Below are 17,039 nucleotides of genomic sequence, written 5' to 3'. Positions count from 1 at the left end.
TGGGGCGTCATGCTGAGCTTGTCGAAGCATCTCGCCCGCTTCGTTGGATTAGTAGCGCAACGACTGCACGCGAGATGCTTCGACTGCGGCTGCGCCTTCGCTCAGCATGACAGTCTATTCTAGAATGAAGCTCTATTCCGAATACACTTTCAGGTGCGAAATCACCGACTTCGGCTCCGCGTAGGTGAAGCGGATTTTGTCGCCTTCCTTCACCTTGCGGATGCCTTCGAGCATGATTTTGTCGGTGGCTTTCAGGCCGGCCGAGATGATGTAGAGGTCGGGCATTTCGGAGGCCACGGTTACCTCGGTCTGGTGCACCTTGTTCTTGGCATCCACCACGTACACGAACTTCTTCTCCAGCACCTCGAAGGTGGCTTTCTGCGGGATGATGACGGCGTTTTTCAGCGGCACGGTCATCAGCACCGAGCCGGTTTCGCCGTTGCGCAGCAGGCCATCGGGGTTGGGGAAGGTGGCCCGGAAGGCAATGTTGCCGGTTTCGTTGTTGAAGTCGGCCTCGATGGTCTGCACCACGCCGGGGTACTTGAACTCCTCGTTGTCGGCCATGCGCAGCTTCACCTTGGTTTCGGCTTCGGTGCGGGCGTGGGCTTTGTAGGCCAAGTACTCGGCCTCCGGCACGTTGAAGTACACCCACATCTTGCTGTTGTCGGAGAGGGTGGTCAGCAGGTCGCCCTCATCCACCAGGCTGCCCAGTCGGGCCTGGAAATGGTCCATCATGCCGCTGAACGGGGCTTTGATGGTGGTGAAATCGAGGTGGGTTTTGGCCAGCCCGACTTCGGCGTTGGCCTTGTCGAGCTTGGCCTGGGCCAGGGCCAGCTCACTGCCCGATACGATGTTCTTGTCGGCCAGCTTCTTGGTGTTCTGGTACTCCAGGCTCACGTAGTTGGCCTCGGCCTTCGACTTCTGCAGCTCAGCCTTATACACCATGGGCATGATCTGGAACATCAGCTGCCCCTGCTGCACGCGCTGGCCTTCATCCACGTAGATCTTCTGGAGGTAGCCTTTTTCCAGCGCCCGCACCTCAATGTGCTGGTAGGCATGAATCTGCGACACGTACTCCTTGGTGATGGTCGTGTCTTTCTGGAGCGGGCTGGTGACGAGGAACTTGATTTTCTCCTCTTTCTCCTTATGTTCCTTGGAGCAGCTGGTGCCGCCGTACAGTACGCCCACACCCATGAGCGTCAGCAAAAACCTTCTTTTCATATGCGTATTGCGTGCCATCCTGATTTGAATGGGACAAAGCAACCGCCGTCTTCATGAAGGCCGTGTGAAGCGGAAAATTCTATTGTGCTACAAAACGGTACGCTTGGTGCGCTCTATAATTTCTGTGATCCACGGATATTCCGGTAGTTGCGCCAATCGTTGCAGCAGCTCCGGCGGCAGGCCCGACGGCCCCATCAGTGCCCCGGCCACCTGACCCGCCAGGGAGGCGTTGGTATCGGTGTCGCCGCCGGTGGCAATGAGCTGCTGCAGCAACCGCGCCAGACCCAGGCTCCGGATTTTGGTGGCGCAGAACAGGGCAAACGGCACCGAGTTGACTACGTGCCCATTATTGCCAAGCCGGGCCGCCTCGGCAATAGTGGCGTCGGGCGGATACGAGCTTAGCTCCCGCAGCCGGTCCGTGAGGTTGGTATCCGGCAGGTCCGGCAGGAGCAGGGCCAGGAGGTTGTTGCGGCCGGTCCAGGTGTGGCGCAAGGCTGCCCGAATGGCCAGGTACACGGCTAATGCGCCGGCGTAAGCATCTTCGTTCTGGTGAGTAAGGCGGCAGGCGTCGTAAATGGTATGCCGGGTGGTAGCGGGATAAAAAGCGAAAGGCGCGATGCGCATGGCGGCCCCGTTGCCCGCCGCGTACTGCCCCCGGCGGCTGGTTTGCGTCCAGTGTATTCCCGCCTCTGCGTTGCGAATGGCTTGCAGCGTACTGGCCCCAAGACCGGTAAGGCGGCCCTGCTGGTAGTAGGCCACAAACTGCTGCCCCAACCGGGTGGGGTCGAAGGGGCCGGCCGCCAGCGCTTCGCAGGTGGCCAGCGTCAGCTGCGTATCATCTGTAATGGCCCAGCGCCGCACAGGGGCCGGCTTGCCGCCGAGGTAAAAGGTAGTGGCGGCTGGGGCAGTGGGCTCGTTTTCGAAGCTGCTGCCCCAGGCGTCGCCAATGGCCCCGGCCAACAGGCAGGCTTCGAATTTTTCACTTAGCATACAGGTAAAAGTAGTTGTTCCGGCCCGGCTGGCGAGTAGTAACGCTAACTTTGTAGTTCGCGTCTCAGCGCCGATAGAATCGTTTGAACGGCGCAGGGGCGCGAACTACAAAGTTCGCGCTACGGCCAGCTGTCGGGCGCGCCAAAAATCAATACCGCAGGCAAACCGGGCAACACAACGCTAGCATAACCCCACAGAGCAACGCAACTTGCAGCCTTCATTCCCCGACCCTTGGCCCGATGGGCCGAACCCACGCGTATTATCTCCTCCTCTGCATGAACCTACCCCGTATTCCCTTTTTGCCCGCCGCTCGCCGGGGCCTGCTGCTGGCGCTGCTGGCGTGGGGCGCCACGGCCCAGGCCGAAGACCTCCAGTCGCCGAACAAGCAGCTGACGCTGAGCGTGAACGTGCAGGCCAACGGCGTGCCCACCTACAGCCTCAGCTACAAAGGCCGGCCGGTGCTCAACACCAGCAAGCTGGGCCTGGAGCTGCAAAACGCGGTGGCCCTCACCAGCGGCTTCACCCAGACGGCTGCCACCCGCCGCTCGGTGGATGAGAGCTGGAACCCGGTGTGGGGCGAGGTGAAAACCATCCGCAACCACTACAATGAGCTGGCCGTGACGCTCACCCAGCCCGCTACCAAGCGCGAGATGCGCGTGCGGTTCCGCCTGTTCGACGATGGCCTGGGCTTCCGCTACGAGTTTCCGCGCCAGCCCGAGCTGGCCTACTTCGTAGTGAAGGAAGAGAAAACCCAGTTTGCCCTCAACGGCGACCACAAAGCCTTCTGGCTGCCCGGCGACTACGACACCCAGGAGTACAGCACTGTTACCTCGAACCTGTCGCAGGTGCGCGGGCTGATGAAGGCGGCTGTCACGCCCAACGCCTCCCAGACCACGTTTTCGCCCACCGGCCTGCAGACGCCGCTCATGCTCAAGCGCCCTGATGGCCTCTACGTGAACATCCACGAAGCCAGCCTGATCGACTACTCGGCCATGCACCTGGAACTCGACGACAAGACGTTTGTGCTGGAGTCGCACCTGACGCCCGACGCAGTGGGCAACAAGGGCTACCTGCAGACGCCCTGCCAGTCGCCGTGGCGCACGGTGATTGTGAGCGACAAAGCGGCCGACATCCTGCAGTCTAAGTTGGTGCTCAACCTCAACGAGCCTACCAAGTTCAAGGACGTGTCCTGGATCAAGCCCGTGAAATACGTGGGCGTGTGGTGGGAGATGATTACGGGCAAAAGCACGTGGTCGTACACCAACCAGGACAACATCAAGCTCGACTCCATCGACTACAAAACTGTGAAGCCCAACGGCACCCATGGCGCCAACACGGCCCACGTGAAGGAGTACATCGACTTTGCCGCCAAGCACGGGTTTGACGCCGTGCTGGTGGAAGGCTGGAACACCGGCTGGGAAGACTGGTTCGGCAAGCACAAAGACTACGTGTTCGACTTCGTGACGCCGTACCCCGACTTCGACGTGCAAGAGCTGCACCGCTACGCCGAGAGCAAGGGCGTGAAGATGATGATGCACCACGAAACCTCGGGCTCGGTGCGCAATTACGAGCGGCACCTGGAGCAGGCCTTCCAGTTCATGAACGACAACGGCTACAACGCCGTGAAAACCGGCTACGTGGGCGACGTGCTGCCCCTGGGCGAGCATCACTACAGCCAGTGGCTGATCAACCACTACCAGTACGTGCTGGAAAAAGCCGCCGAGCACAAAATCATGGTGAACGGCCACGAGGCCGTGCGCCCCACCGGCCTGGCGCGCACCTTCCCCAACCTCATCGGCAACGAGGCCGCCCGCGGCACCGAGTACGAGTCGTTTGGCGGCAACAACGCCGACCACACCACCATTCTGCCCTTCACCCGCCTCATCGGCGGCCCGATGGACTACACGCCGGGCATCTTCGAAACGAAAGTCAGCAAGCTCAACCCCAGCAACAATTCGTTTGTGCATAGCACGTTGGCCCGGCAGCTGGCCCTGTACGTGACCATGTACAGCCCGCTGCAGATGGCCGCCGACCTGCCCGAGCACTACAACCAGCACCTCGACGCCTTCCAGTTCATCAAGGACGTGGCCGTGGACTGGGACGACACCAAAGTGCTGGAAGCCGAGCCCGGCGACTACATCACCTACGCCCGCAAGGCCAAAGGCAAAAGCAGCTGGTTTATCGGCAGCACCTGCGACGAGCAGGGCCGCACCTCCAAAATCGACCTGAGCTTCCTGGATGCCGGCAAGAAGTACGTAGCCACCATCTACGCCGACGCCAAGGACGCGCACTACGAGAAGAACCCGAAAGCCTACACCATCCGCAAAGTCAACGTGACGCGCAAATCCAAGCTCACGCAATACTGCGCGCCAGGCGGCGGCTACGCCATCAGCGTGGTGGAAGCCAAGTAAGGAGCTAAAGGAAAAAGCAAAAGCCCCCTGTCATCCTGAGCGGAGCGAAGGACCTTATACAGTTGAACGACCATCGTAACAACGACTCGTTTTGACGTGACAAGGTCCTTCGCTCCGCTCAGGATGACAGGGGGCTTTTGCTTTTTCTCTTTGACCTTTTACTTCGCTTCTGCCAGATGCCGCAACGCCCGCTCCACGTCTTCCGGCGTGTCGATGCCGATGGTTTCCAGGGTGGTTTCGGCGGTCTGGATGCGGTAGCCGGCTTCCAGCCAGCGCAGCTGCTCCAGGCTCTCGGCCAGCTCCAACGGCGAGGGCGGCAGCTGCGTGATTTCGCGCAGCACGTCGGGGCGGTAGGCGTAGAGGCCGATGTGGCGCAGGTAGCGGTGGTGCTGCAGCCACTCGGCCTGCGGATGCTGGCGCTGGTAGGGCAGGGGATGGCGGCTGAAGTACAGCGCCTCGCCCTGGGTGTTGAGCACCACTTTGGGCAGGTGGGGGCTGAACAGCTCTTCCTCGCTGATTACGGGCTTCACCAACGTAGCCAGCTGCGGCGGCTCGGGCACTGCAAACAGCTGCACCAGCGCGTCAATCTGGCTGGGGTAGATGAAGGGCTCGTCGCCCTGGATGTTGACGATGCAGTCGGCCTGCACGCCCAGCTGCTCGTAGGCGTCGCGCACTCGGTCGGTGCCGCTGGGGTGGTCGGGGTGAGTGAGCACGGCCTCGCCGCCGAAGCCCCGCACGTGCTCTAGGATGCGCTGGTCGTCGGTGGCTACCACCACCCGGCTCAGGCCCGACTGCTGCGCCCGGCGCACCACTCGCTCAATCATGGACTGGCCGCCCAGGTCCACGAGGGGTTTGCCGGGCAGGCGGGTGGAGGCAAAACGGGCGGGAATGATACCGATGGCAAGCATTAGGCGAGTAGGTGTAGCGCGAAGCCTTTGCTTCGCGTATCGTGGAACAGGTATCGTTGCGCGTCAGGCAACGGCAGAAGTAGCGCGCAGCGTCGACTTTGCGGATTGCGGGCAGGCCTCATGGCGGCAGTCAGCAACGACGCACACAGCCGAAATCTGGCGCTTCCATCTTCAAAACAAACAATAAAATGCGGCACTGATACCGCAAAGCTCGGCTACTACGCCCGAATGCCTAACTTTCGGCAGAATTTATGCACGGCCCCGGCTTTTTGCCGTTTACCGGCCGTAGCTGCTTTTGCCTGTTGTTTCTATGTTCCGATTCTCGTTGCTGTCCGCCGCGCTGGTTTTCTCTGGGTTCACTGCTTCCGCCGCCGGCCTGGTGGCCCTGCCCGATTCCATCGGGGTGGAATACCGGAGCGGCAAAATGCTTATCCGGCACCGCGTAGCGCCCGGCGAAACCCTCTACGGCCTGGCCCGCCGCTACCGCGTGCCCGTCGAGCAGATTGTGGAAGCCAACAACGGCCAGAAAGGCGCCCTCACCACCGGCCAGATTGTGCTGGTGCCGCGCCAGCGCGTGGTGATGAACGCCTCCGACAACCCCCGCCCCGCCGCGCCCGCCGCCGCTACCCGCAGCCTGCCCACCGATGCCCGCGGCAACCGCGTGTACAAAGTGGAAGCCGGCCAGACCCTGTTTGCTATTGCCCGCAAGTTCAACACCACGCCCCAGGCTCTGGCCGAGCTAAACAACTTCGCGCCCAACTACAACGTGCGTCAGGGCCAGACGCTCATCGTGGCGGCCGGCACTGCCGCCCCCGCCCGCCGCGAAACGCCCGCCGCCCCGGCCACCCGCGAACCGGCTACGCGTGAGCCGGCCGTGGCTACTGCGCCCGTCCGCGAAACGCCCCCCGCGGCCCCGGCCCCCCGCCCGGAAACCGCCGTGCCGCGCCCTGCCGACTCGGCCACTTCCACTGCTGCGCCCACCACTACCCGTGAGAAGCCTGAGGAGCGCGCCCCCACCCGGGCCAGCGAAATCGTGCGCCGCGTGACGGAAGCCGGCCTGGCCACCAGCATCCCCAACAGCACCACCGACAAGTATCTGGCCCTGCACAAAACGGCCGAAGTGGGCACCATCATGCAGGTGCGCAACATCATGAACGGGCAGTCGGTGTACGTGCGCGTTATCGGGAAGCTGCCGGATACCGGCGAAAACAGCAACATCCTGGTGCGCCTCTCGCCCCGCGCCGTGCAGCGCTTGGCCACCCCCGACGCCCGCTTCCGCGTGGAAACCAGCTACGTGCCGTAGGCGGCATTGCTATAGTCGAACGTCATGCAGAGCGGAGCGAAGCATCTCGCCAGGGTAGTATATTATACTAAACTGGCGAGATGCTTCGCTCCGCTCTGCATGACGGTTTTGTGAACCCCTCCTCCATGAACCACGCCCAGGTCCGCACCATCCTCGAAGAGAATTACGCCCGCTACAACCAGCCGGCGTTTATCCAGAATGACCCCATCCAGATTCCGCACCGCTTCACGCAGCGGCAGGATGTGGAAATCAGTGGGCTGTTTGCGGCGCTGCTGGCCTGGGGGCGGCGGCCCACCATCATCAGCAAAGTAACCGAGCTACTGCAGCGCATGGACAACGCGCCCCACCAGTTCATCCTGCAGCATCAGGATGAGGACCTGAAGCGCCTGCTGGGTTTCTGCCACCGCACCTTCTGCGACACCGACCTGCTCTACTTTGTGCACTGGCTGCGCTGGTTCTACACCCGCCACAGCACGCTGGAAGATGCGTTTCTGGTAGGCAACACCCAGAAGGAGCGACTGGAAAACTTCCACAATCTGTTCTTCAGCTTGGAGGATGCGCCCCACCGCACCCGCAAGCACGTGGCCACGCCGGCCCGCGGCTCGGCCTGCAAGCGCGTGAACATGTACCTGCGCTGGATGGTGCGCCAGGACGCGCACGGCGTGGACTTCGGCCTCTGGACCCGCCTGCCCATGGCCGACCTCGTCTGCCCCTGCGACGTGCACGTGGAGCGCGTGGCGCGCCGCCTGGGTTTGCTGGAGCGCAAACAGATGGACTGGCTGGCCGCAGAAGACCTCACCGCCCACCTGCGCACCTTCGACCCGCTGGACCCCGTGAAGTACGATTTTGCCCTCTTTGGGCTGGGCGTGGAAGGGGAGATGTAGCGCGGGCTAGCCTTGGGGCTTTTCTGAACGCACAACGGCGGGCCACTCACCAAGAGCGGCCCGCCGTTGTGCGTTCAGAACGGTTTGCTAACCGCCGCTGAATTAGTTGGTGAACTTGAGATTCAGCGCTTCGGCTACCTGCTCGGCCGGAATGGCAAAGCCGATGCCTTCAATGCCGCGGCCGACCAGCTTGGCATTCACGATGCCCAGCAGCTGGCCGCTGCGGGCCACCAGTGCGCCGCCGCTGTTGCCGCCGTTGATGCTCACGTCGGTTTGCAGGAAGGACCGGCCATCCACTTTGCGGCGGCCGCTGATGATGCCTTTCGTAACAGTCTGGCCCAGTTCTTTATCGGCCGGGGTACCAATGGCAAATACATCTCCCCCGATTTCAGCCAGGCTGCTGGTGGGCAGCTGGAAAGCCGTCAGGCCCTCGGCGTCCACTTTCAGCAGAGCCAGGTCCATTTCGGCGTTCAGGCGCACCACTTTAGCTGTGGTGCTCATGCCATCGGCCAGCTGAATATTCACTTCCTGCTGCTCGTCTACCACGTGCGCATTGGTTACGATGTAGCCGTCGGGCGATACAATGCAGCCACTGCCGTGGCCGTTGCTGGTTTCCACGATAACCACGCTGCGCGCCGCCAGGCTCAGGCCTTTGTCGGCGGCCATGGGCGCGCCGCGCCGCATGCTCACGGGCGTGGTAGCAGCGGCAGCTTCGATTTTGGTGTCGGGGCCTTTCGCCAGGGCTTTGGCTACTTCCGGATTCGAGAAGAAGGCGTAAAACGAGTTTTCGAAGGCATCCTCAAAGGCGGCGCTGCCGCCCTGTTCAAACTTGACGCTCGCGCCGGTCGTTTTTTGCTCCACCACCGTCTGGCGGGACTGGTTGAGCAGCTTCCACGTCACCTCGACCGTGCAGTCGGTTTCGTAGTGTGCCGACCGGTAGGGTGACGACGCGTGCACGTTGTATTTCACGTCGCGCATTTCACCCTGCAGCGTGTAGCGGGAGTTTGTGCCGGCCGAAAAAATGCTTTTTGATTCGCCATCGGGCACTGTGTAGCCGATGTCCTTGAGGGCTCCGTTGATGGACGATTTCAGGTGTTCGGCATCGGTGTCGAGGGATTTACCGAAATACAGAATCTCGGTCGGCTCTTTCTCCACAAAGTAATTGCCCAGCTTGTCGCCGCCTTTTACCCGCACGTTCATGAGCGTGCACTGCACCGACTGGCTGCCGGCTACGGCTTTGGGCAGCTTGGTCATGGAAGCCTGCACTTCTTTTTTATTGAGGCGGCTGTTGGCGCCGGTCATCCGGTCGGTCAGCAGGCCGGCCAGGCCGCCGGTCATAATCATCAGCCCCGGCAGCCCCGTGTACTTCATATCGCCGTTGTCGTCCGTCGACATCGACAGGCTGGTGGCAGCGCCGTAGAAGAAGGGTACGTAGTTCAGGTACTGCAAGCCGGTGGATTTTTCCGGATACAGCACCTCAGTATATTCTTTATAGCCCTCGTGCTTCACCTTCAGCTCGGAGCTGCGCTTGCGCGGCACCCGTACGCTTACGGCATTGGACTGGCCGTCTACAGGTTTTGCCTCTACGGGCTTGTCGTTGATGTAGTACGTGCTGCCGCTCGGTGTCCCTGTTAGGCGTACCGTCTGGCGAGAGCCGGATATGATGGTGGCGCAGCTGGGCAGCAGCAATGAGCTGAGCAGTAAACCGCTGATAAGCTGAGTAGACTTTTGTTTCATAAAGGCACCTAAGTGAGAAGAAAGAAAAAACGGCAAAGGAGATAGGCGTATGCCCGCACATACCTGGCAGCAGGTGGCGCGCAGGTAGACGGCATTACAGAGAAAGCAAAGGGGAGGCGCCGAAGTAGCGGCGGGCCGGGAGTGCAACTGAGCCCTTATAGCGGGGCTCCGGCTTCCGAGTAGGATAGGCTAGCGGGATGGTAGGTGGCACTGGTAATGAATGGAAGCGAAATAACGCGTCAGATTGCCTAGTATTAGTATAGGAGGGCGCTGCGCCCGAAGCGGCAGCTTTCAAAAGTAGTGGGTTCAGATGCTGGAAAAAAAGGCCCGCGCCTATTTTTATTCAATATTCACTATTAAAAGATCATGCAAAAACCCGGACGCTGGCGAGGATGCTGAAAACCTGAATCTTTCCGCCAGCAAATGCTGTTTACCTTTACATTCCATCCCGATTTCCAAGACCACCCGATTTGATTTTACCTCAGAACTTCGAGCAGAAAATAGGCTTCGCGCAGCTGCGTGAAATGCTGGAAAGTATGTGCCTGAGCCCGCTCGGCCGCCAGTTTGTGGCCAAAATGGTGTTCCAGACCAAGCACGACCAGCTGCACAAGCTGCTGCTCCAGACCGACGAGTTCCGCTTCCTGCTGCATAGCGGGGCCGACTTCCCCAGCCAGCACTACCACGACGTAAACCCGCAGCTGGTGCGCGCCAGCCTGCCCGGCGCCTACCTCGACGTGGCCGCCTTCTTCGCCGTTAAGATGAGCTTGCGCACCATCCGGCAGGCCCTCACCTTCTTCACCCAGGCCGCCGAAGACCTGTACCCCACGCTGCGCCTGCTCGGCATCGGCGTGCAGGTCGACCGCAACCTGCTGGCCGCCCTCGATAAGGTGGTGGACGACGAAGGCCTCGTGCGCGACGACGCCTCGCCGCTGCTGCGCCAGCTGCGCCAGGAGCTAATTACGCGCCAGGGTTTGCTGCGCAAGCAGATTGCGGGCATCCTGCGCCACGCCAAACACGAAGGCTGGATTCCCGGCGACGCCGAGCCCACCATCCGGGGCGGGCGCCTGGTGCTGCCCGTGGTGGCCGAGCACAAGCGCCGCGTGAAAGGGTTGATCCACGACGAGTCGGCCTCGGGCCAGACGGTGTACATCGAGCCGGAAGCCGTGTTCGAGCTCAACAACGACATCAAGGACCTCGAAAACGCCTACCAGCGCGAGCTGATCCGCATCCTCACGGCCCTCACCGACCAGCTCCGGCCCCACATTCCGGATCTGCGCAAAGCCTACCAGTACCTCGGCCTGATCGACTTTATCCGGGCCAAGGCGCGCCTGGCGCTGCGCCTGGAGGCCACGCTGCCCATCCTGCACCCGCGCCCCCAGATGCTCTGGAAGCAGGTGCGCCACCCGCTGCTGTATCTCACCTTTTTGGGCCACGCCAAAGACGACCCGCGCGAGGTGGTGCCGCTGGATATCGAGCTGACGCCGGAGCAGCGCATCCTGCTGATTTCGGGGCCGAATGCCGGCGGTAAGTCGGTGAGTATGAAGACGGTGGGGCTGGTGCAGTACATGCTGCAGTGCGGCCTGCTGATTCCGGCCGGCGAGGGCTCGGAAGCCGGCATGTTCGATGATATTTTCCTGGACATCGGCGACGAGCAGAGCCTGGAAAACGATTTGAGCACGTACTCGTCGCACTTGCTGAGCATGAAGCAGTTCGTGACGCTGGCCGGCAAGCGCAGCCTGGTGCTGATTGACGAGTTTGGCACCGGCACCGAGCCGGCGCTGGGCGGCGCCATTGCCGAGGCCGTGTTGGAGCAGCTCAACCGGGCCCGCAGCTTCGGCGTCATCACCACCCACTACACCAACCTCAAGAACTACGCCGAGCGCACGCCCGGCATCGTGAACGGGGCCATGCGCTACGACCCCGAGCAGCTGCAGCCGCTCTACCGCCTCGAAATCGGGAAGCCCGGCTCGTCGTTTGCCATCGAAATTGCCCGCAAAATCGGTTTGCCCAAGCAGCTGGTGGAGCGCGCCACCCAGCTCGTCGGCAAAGATAAAATCCGCTACGACCGGTTGCTGGAAGGCCTGGAAAAGGAAAAGTCGGACCTGGAGGCCCGTACCGCCGAAGCCGCCAAAGCTGAGCGCCGCCTGAAAAAAGCCGCCCAGGAATACCAGGACCTCAAGAAGTACCTCGACGATACCACGCTGGAGGTGCTGCGCGAGGCCAAGCAGAAAGCCAAGCTGCTGCTGCGCGACACCAACCAGCAGATTGAGGCCACCATCCAGGAAATCCGCCTCGGCCAAGCCGACAAGGACCGCACCAAGGAGGCCCGCGGCAAGCTCGACACCTTCGTGCGCGAGAAGCTGCAGATTGAGCCGCCCAAGCCCAAAGCTACCCGCGAGCTGGCCGAAGCCGGCACGCTGAAAGCCGGCGACAAAGTGGCGCTGATTGGGCAGGAAGGCTACGGCGAGCTGATGAGCGTGAAGGGCAAAACCGCCGAAGTGAGCTTTGGCGGCATGAAAACCATCGTCAAGATCAGCCAGCTCGAAAAGCTGACGCGCTCCGAAATCCGGGAGCGGGAAAAGGAATCGGCGCGCCGGGCCCCGGCCCAGTACGCCGGCTTCGACACCACCGGTAAGATGTCGAGCTTCAGCCCCACGCTGGACTTGCGCGGCGAGCGGGCCGAGGACGCCCTCACCAAAATCACGGCCTACGTGGACGATGCCGTGATGCTGGGCGTGCCCGAAATCAAGATCCTACACGGCCGCGGCAATGGCGTGCTGCGCCAGGTGGTGCGCGACTACCTGCACCGCACCCGCCAGGTGGCCAGCGTAGCCGACGAGCACGCCGACCGCGGCGGCGACGGCGCCACCATCGCCGTGCTGAAGTAGGATCACGGATTAGCCCGGATTGTCCACGGATTTCACGGATTTTGTGAACGGCTGCAATACAAAGGGTCTGGCGAAACGCGTGAGCGGCTTCGCCAGACCCTTTTTCGTGTGGGAGCCGAGGCCCGGCAGGATGCGCGGGCCGTCCACCGGCTCTGAAACGATTGTGCTATATTCGGCAGGATTGATTTTTCGGCCACCGTTGCACCTGCTTTCCGTGCTGAGCACTATGCAAGATTCCCGTCGAATTTTCTGGCCGGCAATAGCCGGGGCGCTGCTGGCGCTAACGGGGCTGCTGGCGCAGATCTACGTCACGTTCAGTAGCCGGCAGCTGCCGCCGCTGCAAACCGTCGTGCGCTTCTTCAGCTTCTTCACCATCCTGACCAACACGCTCGTAGCCGGCTATTTTCTGGTGCGCAGCCTGCGGCCGAAGTCGGTGGCCGGGCGCTGGGCGGCCCGGGCGGAGGTGGGTACGGCCCTCACGGTGTACATTCTGGTGGTGGGCGTGGTGTACCAGGCAGTGCTGCGCGGGCTGGTGCCACTGGCCGGCTGGGGCATCCTCGCCGACAACATCCTCCACGGCCTCGTACCTTTGTACATGCTGGACTTCTGGCTGCTGCGCATTGCCGGGCAGCCGGTGCGCTGGCGCACGTTGCCGTACTGGCTGCTTTATCCGGCCGCGTACTTGGCCTACACGCTGCTGCGCGGGCCTTCTGCCGGCTTCTACCCGTATCCGTTCGTGGATGTGGCGGCGCTGGGCTACGGGCCGGTGCTGTGCAACTGCCTGCTGGTGCTGGTGGTCATGCTGGCTATTTCGGTGCTGCTGGCCACGTTTTCCAACTGGCGGCACCGCCGCTCCTTGGCCTGATTATTAAAGCCGTTGGGCTTTTACCTTTTTACCCCTTCTCATTTTGCATCCCCGCAACCCCCACGCCGACCGCTACGATTTTCCGCAGCTGATTGCCGCCAGCCCGGCGCTGGCGCCGTTCGTAACGGCTAGCCCCCACGGCGACCAAACCATTGATTTCGCCAATCCGGCCGCGGTGAAGGCCCTCAACCAAGCCCTGCTGAAGCAGTTCTACGGCGTTCAGCTCTGGGATATTCCGGCCGGCTACCTATGCCCGCCCATCCCGGGCCGCGCCGACTACCTGCACCACGCCGCCGACCTGCTGGCAACCCTGCACGGCGGCACCGTGCCCCGCGGCAAGCAGGTGCACGTGCTCGACATCGGTATCGGGGCCAACTGCGTGTATCCCATCATCGGCACCCACGACTACGGCTGGCGCTTCGTCGGCTCCGATATTGACTTGGTGGCGCTGAAATCGGTGAAGATGCTGGTAGCGGCCAACCCCGGCTTATCGGGCCGGGTGGAAGTGCGCCAGCAAACCCACGCCAACTACATCTTCGACGGCATAGTGAAGCCCCGCGAGGAGTTCGACCTGACGGTGTGCAACCCGCCATTCCACGCTTCGGAGGAAGAGGCCCTGGCTGCCAACCAGCGCAAAACCCGCAACCTGGGCCAGCCCCGCACCGCCGAGCCGGTCCTCAACTTCGGCGGCCGCAACACCGAGCTCTGGTACACGGGCGGCGAAGAAGCCTTCGTGCGCAACCTGGTGGAGCAGAGCGTGCCGCTGGGGCCGCGGGTGCTGTGGTTCAGCACGCTCATTTCCAAGAAGGAAACCCTGCCCAGCATCTACCACTTCCTCAAGAAGGCGGGGGCGCTGGAGGTGAAAACCATCGACATGACCCACGGCCAGAAAGCCACCCGCGTGGTCGCCTGGACCTTTCAGACGCCCGAGCAGCAGCAGGCCTGGGCCACGCGCCGCTGGAAATGAAATATCATCGGCTGCATATCAGTTTCGATAAGCCTAGCTTCAAAACCTTTGATAGTATCACACAAATCATCGGTGTGAACCCGGAACCGTGGAAGCGGATATTGCTTGACACAGATAAGCCTCAGTCATGGTCGTACTTGGTTGTCACAAGTGATGAGGATCCAAACTTCGACTTCATTAATGTCTTTTTAGACTTGTTAGAACCAAAGTTCGAGGCCTTGCATAGAATCGGTGTTGGGAAAGAAAGTATCAGCCTTAATCTCACTTACTGCTACACGTTACAATGCGGAATAGGCTTCAATGCGCAGGAAATGCTTCGATTGGGGGCAAATGGTATAGGACTAGCTATTGACTGTTTTGAAGAGAAAGACAACACAATAGCTTCATAAAAAAAGGCGGCTCCCAAATCTGGGAGCCGCCTTTTTTTATGGGCGTACTGCGAGAAGCCTACTCAACCACCACGCGGCTCATCTGCGTGGCTTCGGGCGTCACGATTTGCACCATGTATAGGCCGGCGGGCAGCTGCGAGGCGTCCACGGCCACGTCCTGGCCGGAGAGGGTGCTGGTTTGGTTGAGCACCACGCGGCCGGTGGCGTCGCGCAGGGTGATGGTGGCGGTGCGGGCCTTGCCAGCCTGCAGGCGCACGGCAAACTGGCCGCGCGTCGGGTTGGGGTACACCTGCACGCTGCTTTGCTGCACGGTGGCGTTCCGGTTGCTCAGCACCAAGTTGCAGACCTGCACGCCGCGGTTCTGCTCGGCAATGCGGGCCGCGAACTCCTGGTAGTACTGGTTCACGATGCGCGGCTCGTGCACGATGAGCGTGTTTTCGTCATTCTCGGTGTTGGCCGAGAGGCTCCAGTTGTGCGAGCCCACAAACACCTGCGGGTCCGACTGTGAGGCGCCGGCGTCGATGATGGCATACTTGTGGTGCATGATGCCGCTGGTGTTTTTCACCATGCCGCGGGCCCCGATGGCCTGCCGGATGGTGCGCAGCACGGCACCCGAGTTGGTGGAGCTGGTGTCGTTGTTGAGCACCTCGGTGCAGGCCGCCATGTTACGCAGCAGCACCTGGTCGCGGATGGCGCGCCCGATGTCGGTCTGGGTGTTGAGCATGGTGGCAATGTGCAGGTCGAAGTCGGCCGTGCGGATGGCGTCGATGAGGCGGCCGTTCACGTTGTCGGTGGGCGAGAACCACGACTCCACCAGCTTGCCGCCGATGTTGAGGTAGTGCGGGGTGTTGTCGGTTTTGCGCGAGCCGAATTTCACGGCGCCCGTGGCAGCGCCGCTGCCGCCCCACATTTCCTCGAACTCCATCTTGTACACGCGGGCCAGGGCCTGGTCCTGCACCACAATCACGTTGTTGCGGTCCGTGGACAGCTGCGCGCCGGTCCAGTTGGTAGAGCCGGTCCACACCCACGGTACGTTGGGGTTGGGGTCCTCGGCATCGATAATCACAAACTTGTTGTGCATGATGCCCTGGATGGTGCCGGTGCCGGTCTGGGTGCGGCCGGTGCGGTTTACGCCGGCGTTCAGGCCCGGTACGCTCACGTTGGCGTTGTCGTCCTCATAAATCACGCGCACCCGCACGCCGCGGGCCTGGGCGGCATTCACGGCCGCCAGAATGGTGGGGCTGTTCCAGTTGTAGATGGCAATATCGAGCGTGGTAGTGGCGCGGCCGATGTAGCGGGCCAGCGTGTCGGCCACGGTGCCGCTGGGCAGGAACAGGGCGTTGTTGCCGGGCAGGGCCAGCGTGTTGTTCACCGGGTTGGTGAAGTAGGCGCGCATCTTGCCGCTGGAAAGCGAGGCCGTAATCATGGGCACCACGCGCGACTCCGACAGGCCGGTGGCGTTGGTGGAGCTGGCTTTCACGAAGTACACCGTGGCAGGCTGCAGGCCCGTGATGGCCAGGCTGTGGCTGGTGGTGCTGGCGGCGCTGGTCACGGCCGTGAACGGGCCGGTAGCGCTGGTGGCGTACTCCAGCTTGGTGTTGCCGGCGTTTTGGGTGAGGAAGTTCACCGTGAAGCCCGAGGTGGTGATGTTGGTCGGGAAGGGCGTGTTCACCACGTTGGGCGTGTTGCCCTGGCGGAAGTCCTCGTAGAGGCGCGGCAGCAGTTGATAGCCGGCGGCCGTTGGCGTCGGGGCCGTGGTCGTGAACTGGCTCATGATGCCCACAGCATCAAACGTGCCGGTAGGCGAGGGTTTGCCGATGAGGCCGTACGGGCCGGTGGAGGCCGCATTCACATACAGCACCGTAGCGGCGTTGTTGTTGATGCGGAACGTGGTGCTGCTGAACGACGTGACAGCCGCGCCAGTGGACGTGTTGATGGACGTGGCGCCGGTGAGCTGCACCAGGCGGCCTTCATATTGCTCAGCGTAGGCGGCCGTGAAGCCCCCGGCTGGAAACTGCACCGGCGCCGGCAGCGGCCGGTTGCCGGCCAGCACCGTCAACGACGACACCGGGTCCAGCTCCAGCAAACCGCGGAAATCCTTGAGCGTGCCCGTCACGATGATAGAGTCGCCGGGCACAACGCCCGTGGTGAGCGTGGTGGAGTACACCCCGATGCCGGCCGTGCCGTCCTGAATGTAGCGGATGGCCCCCAGCTCGGGCCCGTTCGTGACGATGCCGCGCACCGTGACGGTGGCACCCGACGTGTTGAAGGCCGGCGCCTGGGCCCGGGCTGCGGCAATCGTAATGGCCGTCTGGGCCTGGGCAGGCCGGAAAGCAGCCATGCCGCAAAGCAAGGCCAGCAGAGTAAATTTCTTCATGCAGGAAAAAAGAAAAGGGAATGCGAAAGGCTGAAACCAAAAGCGGCTGCAAATATCCTGACTTTCAGGCAGAAAACCGCTTGCCGGGGCGGCGGCAGC

Annotated in this window: 11 protein-coding genes; 6 read left to right on the top strand and 5 right to left on the bottom strand. The window is 62.1% G+C overall.

The features are described from left to right. Positions 1 to 132: 132 nt before the first annotated feature. On the bottom strand, positions 133 to 1,221 hold the full coding sequence (locus tag O9Z63_RS09330) for an efflux RND transporter periplasmic adaptor subunit (RefSeq protein WP_270129048.1): 1,089 nt from the start codon (positions 1,219 to 1,221) through the stop codon (positions 133 to 135). 87 nt (positions 1,222 to 1,308) lie between these two features. Next, positions 1,309 to 2,211, bottom strand: coding sequence for an ADP-ribosylglycohydrolase family protein (locus tag O9Z63_RS09325; protein WP_270129047.1), 903 nt, complete (start codon positions 2,209 to 2,211; stop codon positions 1,309 to 1,311). A gap of 275 nt (positions 2,212 to 2,486) precedes the next feature. Here O9Z63_RS09325 and O9Z63_RS09320 point away from each other — a divergent pair, with 275 nt between their 5' ends. Next, positions 2,487 to 4,622 (top strand): glycoside hydrolase family 97 protein, encoded by a 2,136-nt coding sequence (locus O9Z63_RS09320; protein WP_270129046.1) that lies wholly within the window; start codon positions 2,487 to 2,489, stop codon positions 4,620 to 4,622. A gap of 158 nt (positions 4,623 to 4,780) precedes the next feature. Here O9Z63_RS09320 and kdsB read toward each other — a convergent pair whose 3' ends face one another. After that, positions 4,781 to 5,530: a 3-deoxy-manno-octulosonate cytidylyltransferase gene (gene kdsB / locus O9Z63_RS09315; protein WP_270129045.1), complete on the bottom strand. Its 750-nt coding sequence runs from the start codon at positions 5,528 to 5,530 to the stop codon at positions 4,781 to 4,783. A 310-nt stretch (positions 5,531 to 5,840) separates the two neighbouring features. On the opposite strand from kdsB, the gene O9Z63_RS09310 reads away from it, so the two are divergent. After that, the gene (locus tag O9Z63_RS09310; RefSeq protein ID WP_270129043.1) at positions 5,841 to 6,833 is read left to right on the top strand and encodes a LysM peptidoglycan-binding domain-containing protein; all 993 of its coding nucleotides are present in this window, start codon (positions 5,841 to 5,843) and stop codon (positions 6,831 to 6,833) included. A 125-nt stretch (positions 6,834 to 6,958) separates the two neighbouring features. Continuing rightward, positions 6,959 to 7,717, top strand: coding sequence for a TIGR02757 family protein (locus O9Z63_RS09305; protein ID WP_408613894.1), 759 nt, complete (start codon positions 6,959 to 6,961; stop codon positions 7,715 to 7,717). Positions 7,718 to 7,819: 102 nt separating this feature from the next. Here the strand turns inward: O9Z63_RS09305 and O9Z63_RS09300 are convergent, their stop codons facing one another. Further along, complete coding sequence (locus tag O9Z63_RS09300) at positions 7,820 to 9,454, bottom strand: S1C family serine protease (RefSeq protein ID WP_270129041.1); 1,635 nt, start codon at positions 9,452 to 9,454, stop codon at positions 7,820 to 7,822. A 470-nt stretch (positions 9,455 to 9,924) separates the two neighbouring features. Here O9Z63_RS09300 and O9Z63_RS09295 point away from each other — a divergent pair, with 470 nt between their 5' ends. The 3 genes from O9Z63_RS09295 to rlmF all read left to right on the top strand — a co-directional run bounded on the left by O9Z63_RS09295 (position 9,925) and on the right by rlmF (position 14,174). Further along, positions 9,925 to 12,342 carry an endonuclease MutS2 gene (locus O9Z63_RS09295; RefSeq protein WP_270129040.1) on the top strand — a complete coding sequence of 806 codons (2,418 nt, stop codon included), beginning with the start codon at positions 9,925 to 9,927 and terminating at the stop codon, positions 12,340 to 12,342. Between the two features lie 226 nt (positions 12,343 to 12,568). After that, positions 12,569 to 13,207 carry a Pr6Pr family membrane protein gene (locus tag O9Z63_RS09290; protein ID WP_270129038.1) on the top strand — a complete coding sequence of 213 codons (639 nt, stop codon included), beginning with the start codon at positions 12,569 to 12,571 and terminating at the stop codon, positions 13,205 to 13,207. Between the two features lie 43 nt (positions 13,208 to 13,250). After that, positions 13,251 to 14,174 carry a 23S rRNA (adenine(1618)-N(6))-methyltransferase RlmF gene (rlmF, locus tag O9Z63_RS09285; protein WP_270129037.1) on the top strand — a complete coding sequence of 308 codons (924 nt, stop codon included), beginning with the start codon at positions 13,251 to 13,253 and terminating at the stop codon, positions 14,172 to 14,174. 447 nt (positions 14,175 to 14,621) lie between these two features. Here the strand turns inward: rlmF and O9Z63_RS09280 are convergent, their stop codons facing one another. Further along, entirely contained in the window at positions 14,622 to 16,940 is a 2,319-nt protein-coding gene (locus tag O9Z63_RS09280) for a phospholipase D-like domain-containing protein (protein ID WP_270129036.1), read from the bottom strand. Between the last annotated feature and the right edge of the window lie 99 nt (positions 16,941 to 17,039).

The organism is Hymenobacter yonginensis (genome assembly GCF_027625995.1).
Taxonomy (GTDB): domain Bacteria; phylum Bacteroidota; class Bacteroidia; order Cytophagales; family Hymenobacteraceae; genus Hymenobacter; species Hymenobacter yonginensis.
The sequence above is the reverse complement of the archived record's forward strand: the minus strand, read 5'-3'. Positions and strand labels throughout refer to the sequence as shown.

Bases quoted from the DNA above. Each gene is read 5' to 3' on its own strand.
- O9Z63_RS09305 (WP_408613894.1), top strand. From the start codon at position 6,959: ATGAACCACGCCCAGGTCCGCACCATCCTCGAAGAGAATTACGCCCGC.
- kdsB (WP_270129045.1), bottom strand. From the start codon at position 5,530: ATGCTTGCCATCGGTATCATTCCCGCCCGTTTTGCCTCCACCCGCCTG.
- O9Z63_RS09310 (WP_270129043.1), top strand. From the start codon at position 5,841: ATGTTCCGATTCTCGTTGCTGTCCGCCGCGCTGGTTTTCTCTGGGTTC.
- O9Z63_RS09290 (WP_270129038.1), top strand. From the start codon at position 12,569: ATGCAAGATTCCCGTCGAATTTTCTGGCCGGCAATAGCCGGGGCGCTG.
- O9Z63_RS09320 (WP_270129046.1), top strand. From the start codon at position 2,487: ATGAACCTACCCCGTATTCCCTTTTTGCCCGCCGCTCGCCGGGGCCTG.
- O9Z63_RS09280 (WP_270129036.1), bottom strand. From the start codon at position 16,940: ATGAAGAAATTTACTCTGCTGGCCTTGCTTTGCGGCATGGCTGCTTTC.
- O9Z63_RS09325 (WP_270129047.1), bottom strand. From the start codon at position 2,211: ATGCTAAGTGAAAAATTCGAAGCCTGCCTGTTGGCCGGGGCCATTGGC.
- O9Z63_RS09330 (WP_270129048.1), bottom strand. From the start codon at position 1,221: ATGAAAAGAAGGTTTTTGCTGACGCTCATGGGTGTGGGCGTACTGTAC.
- O9Z63_RS09300 (WP_270129041.1), bottom strand. From the start codon at position 9,454: ATGAAACAAAAGTCTACTCAGCTTATCAGCGGTTTACTGCTCAGCTCA.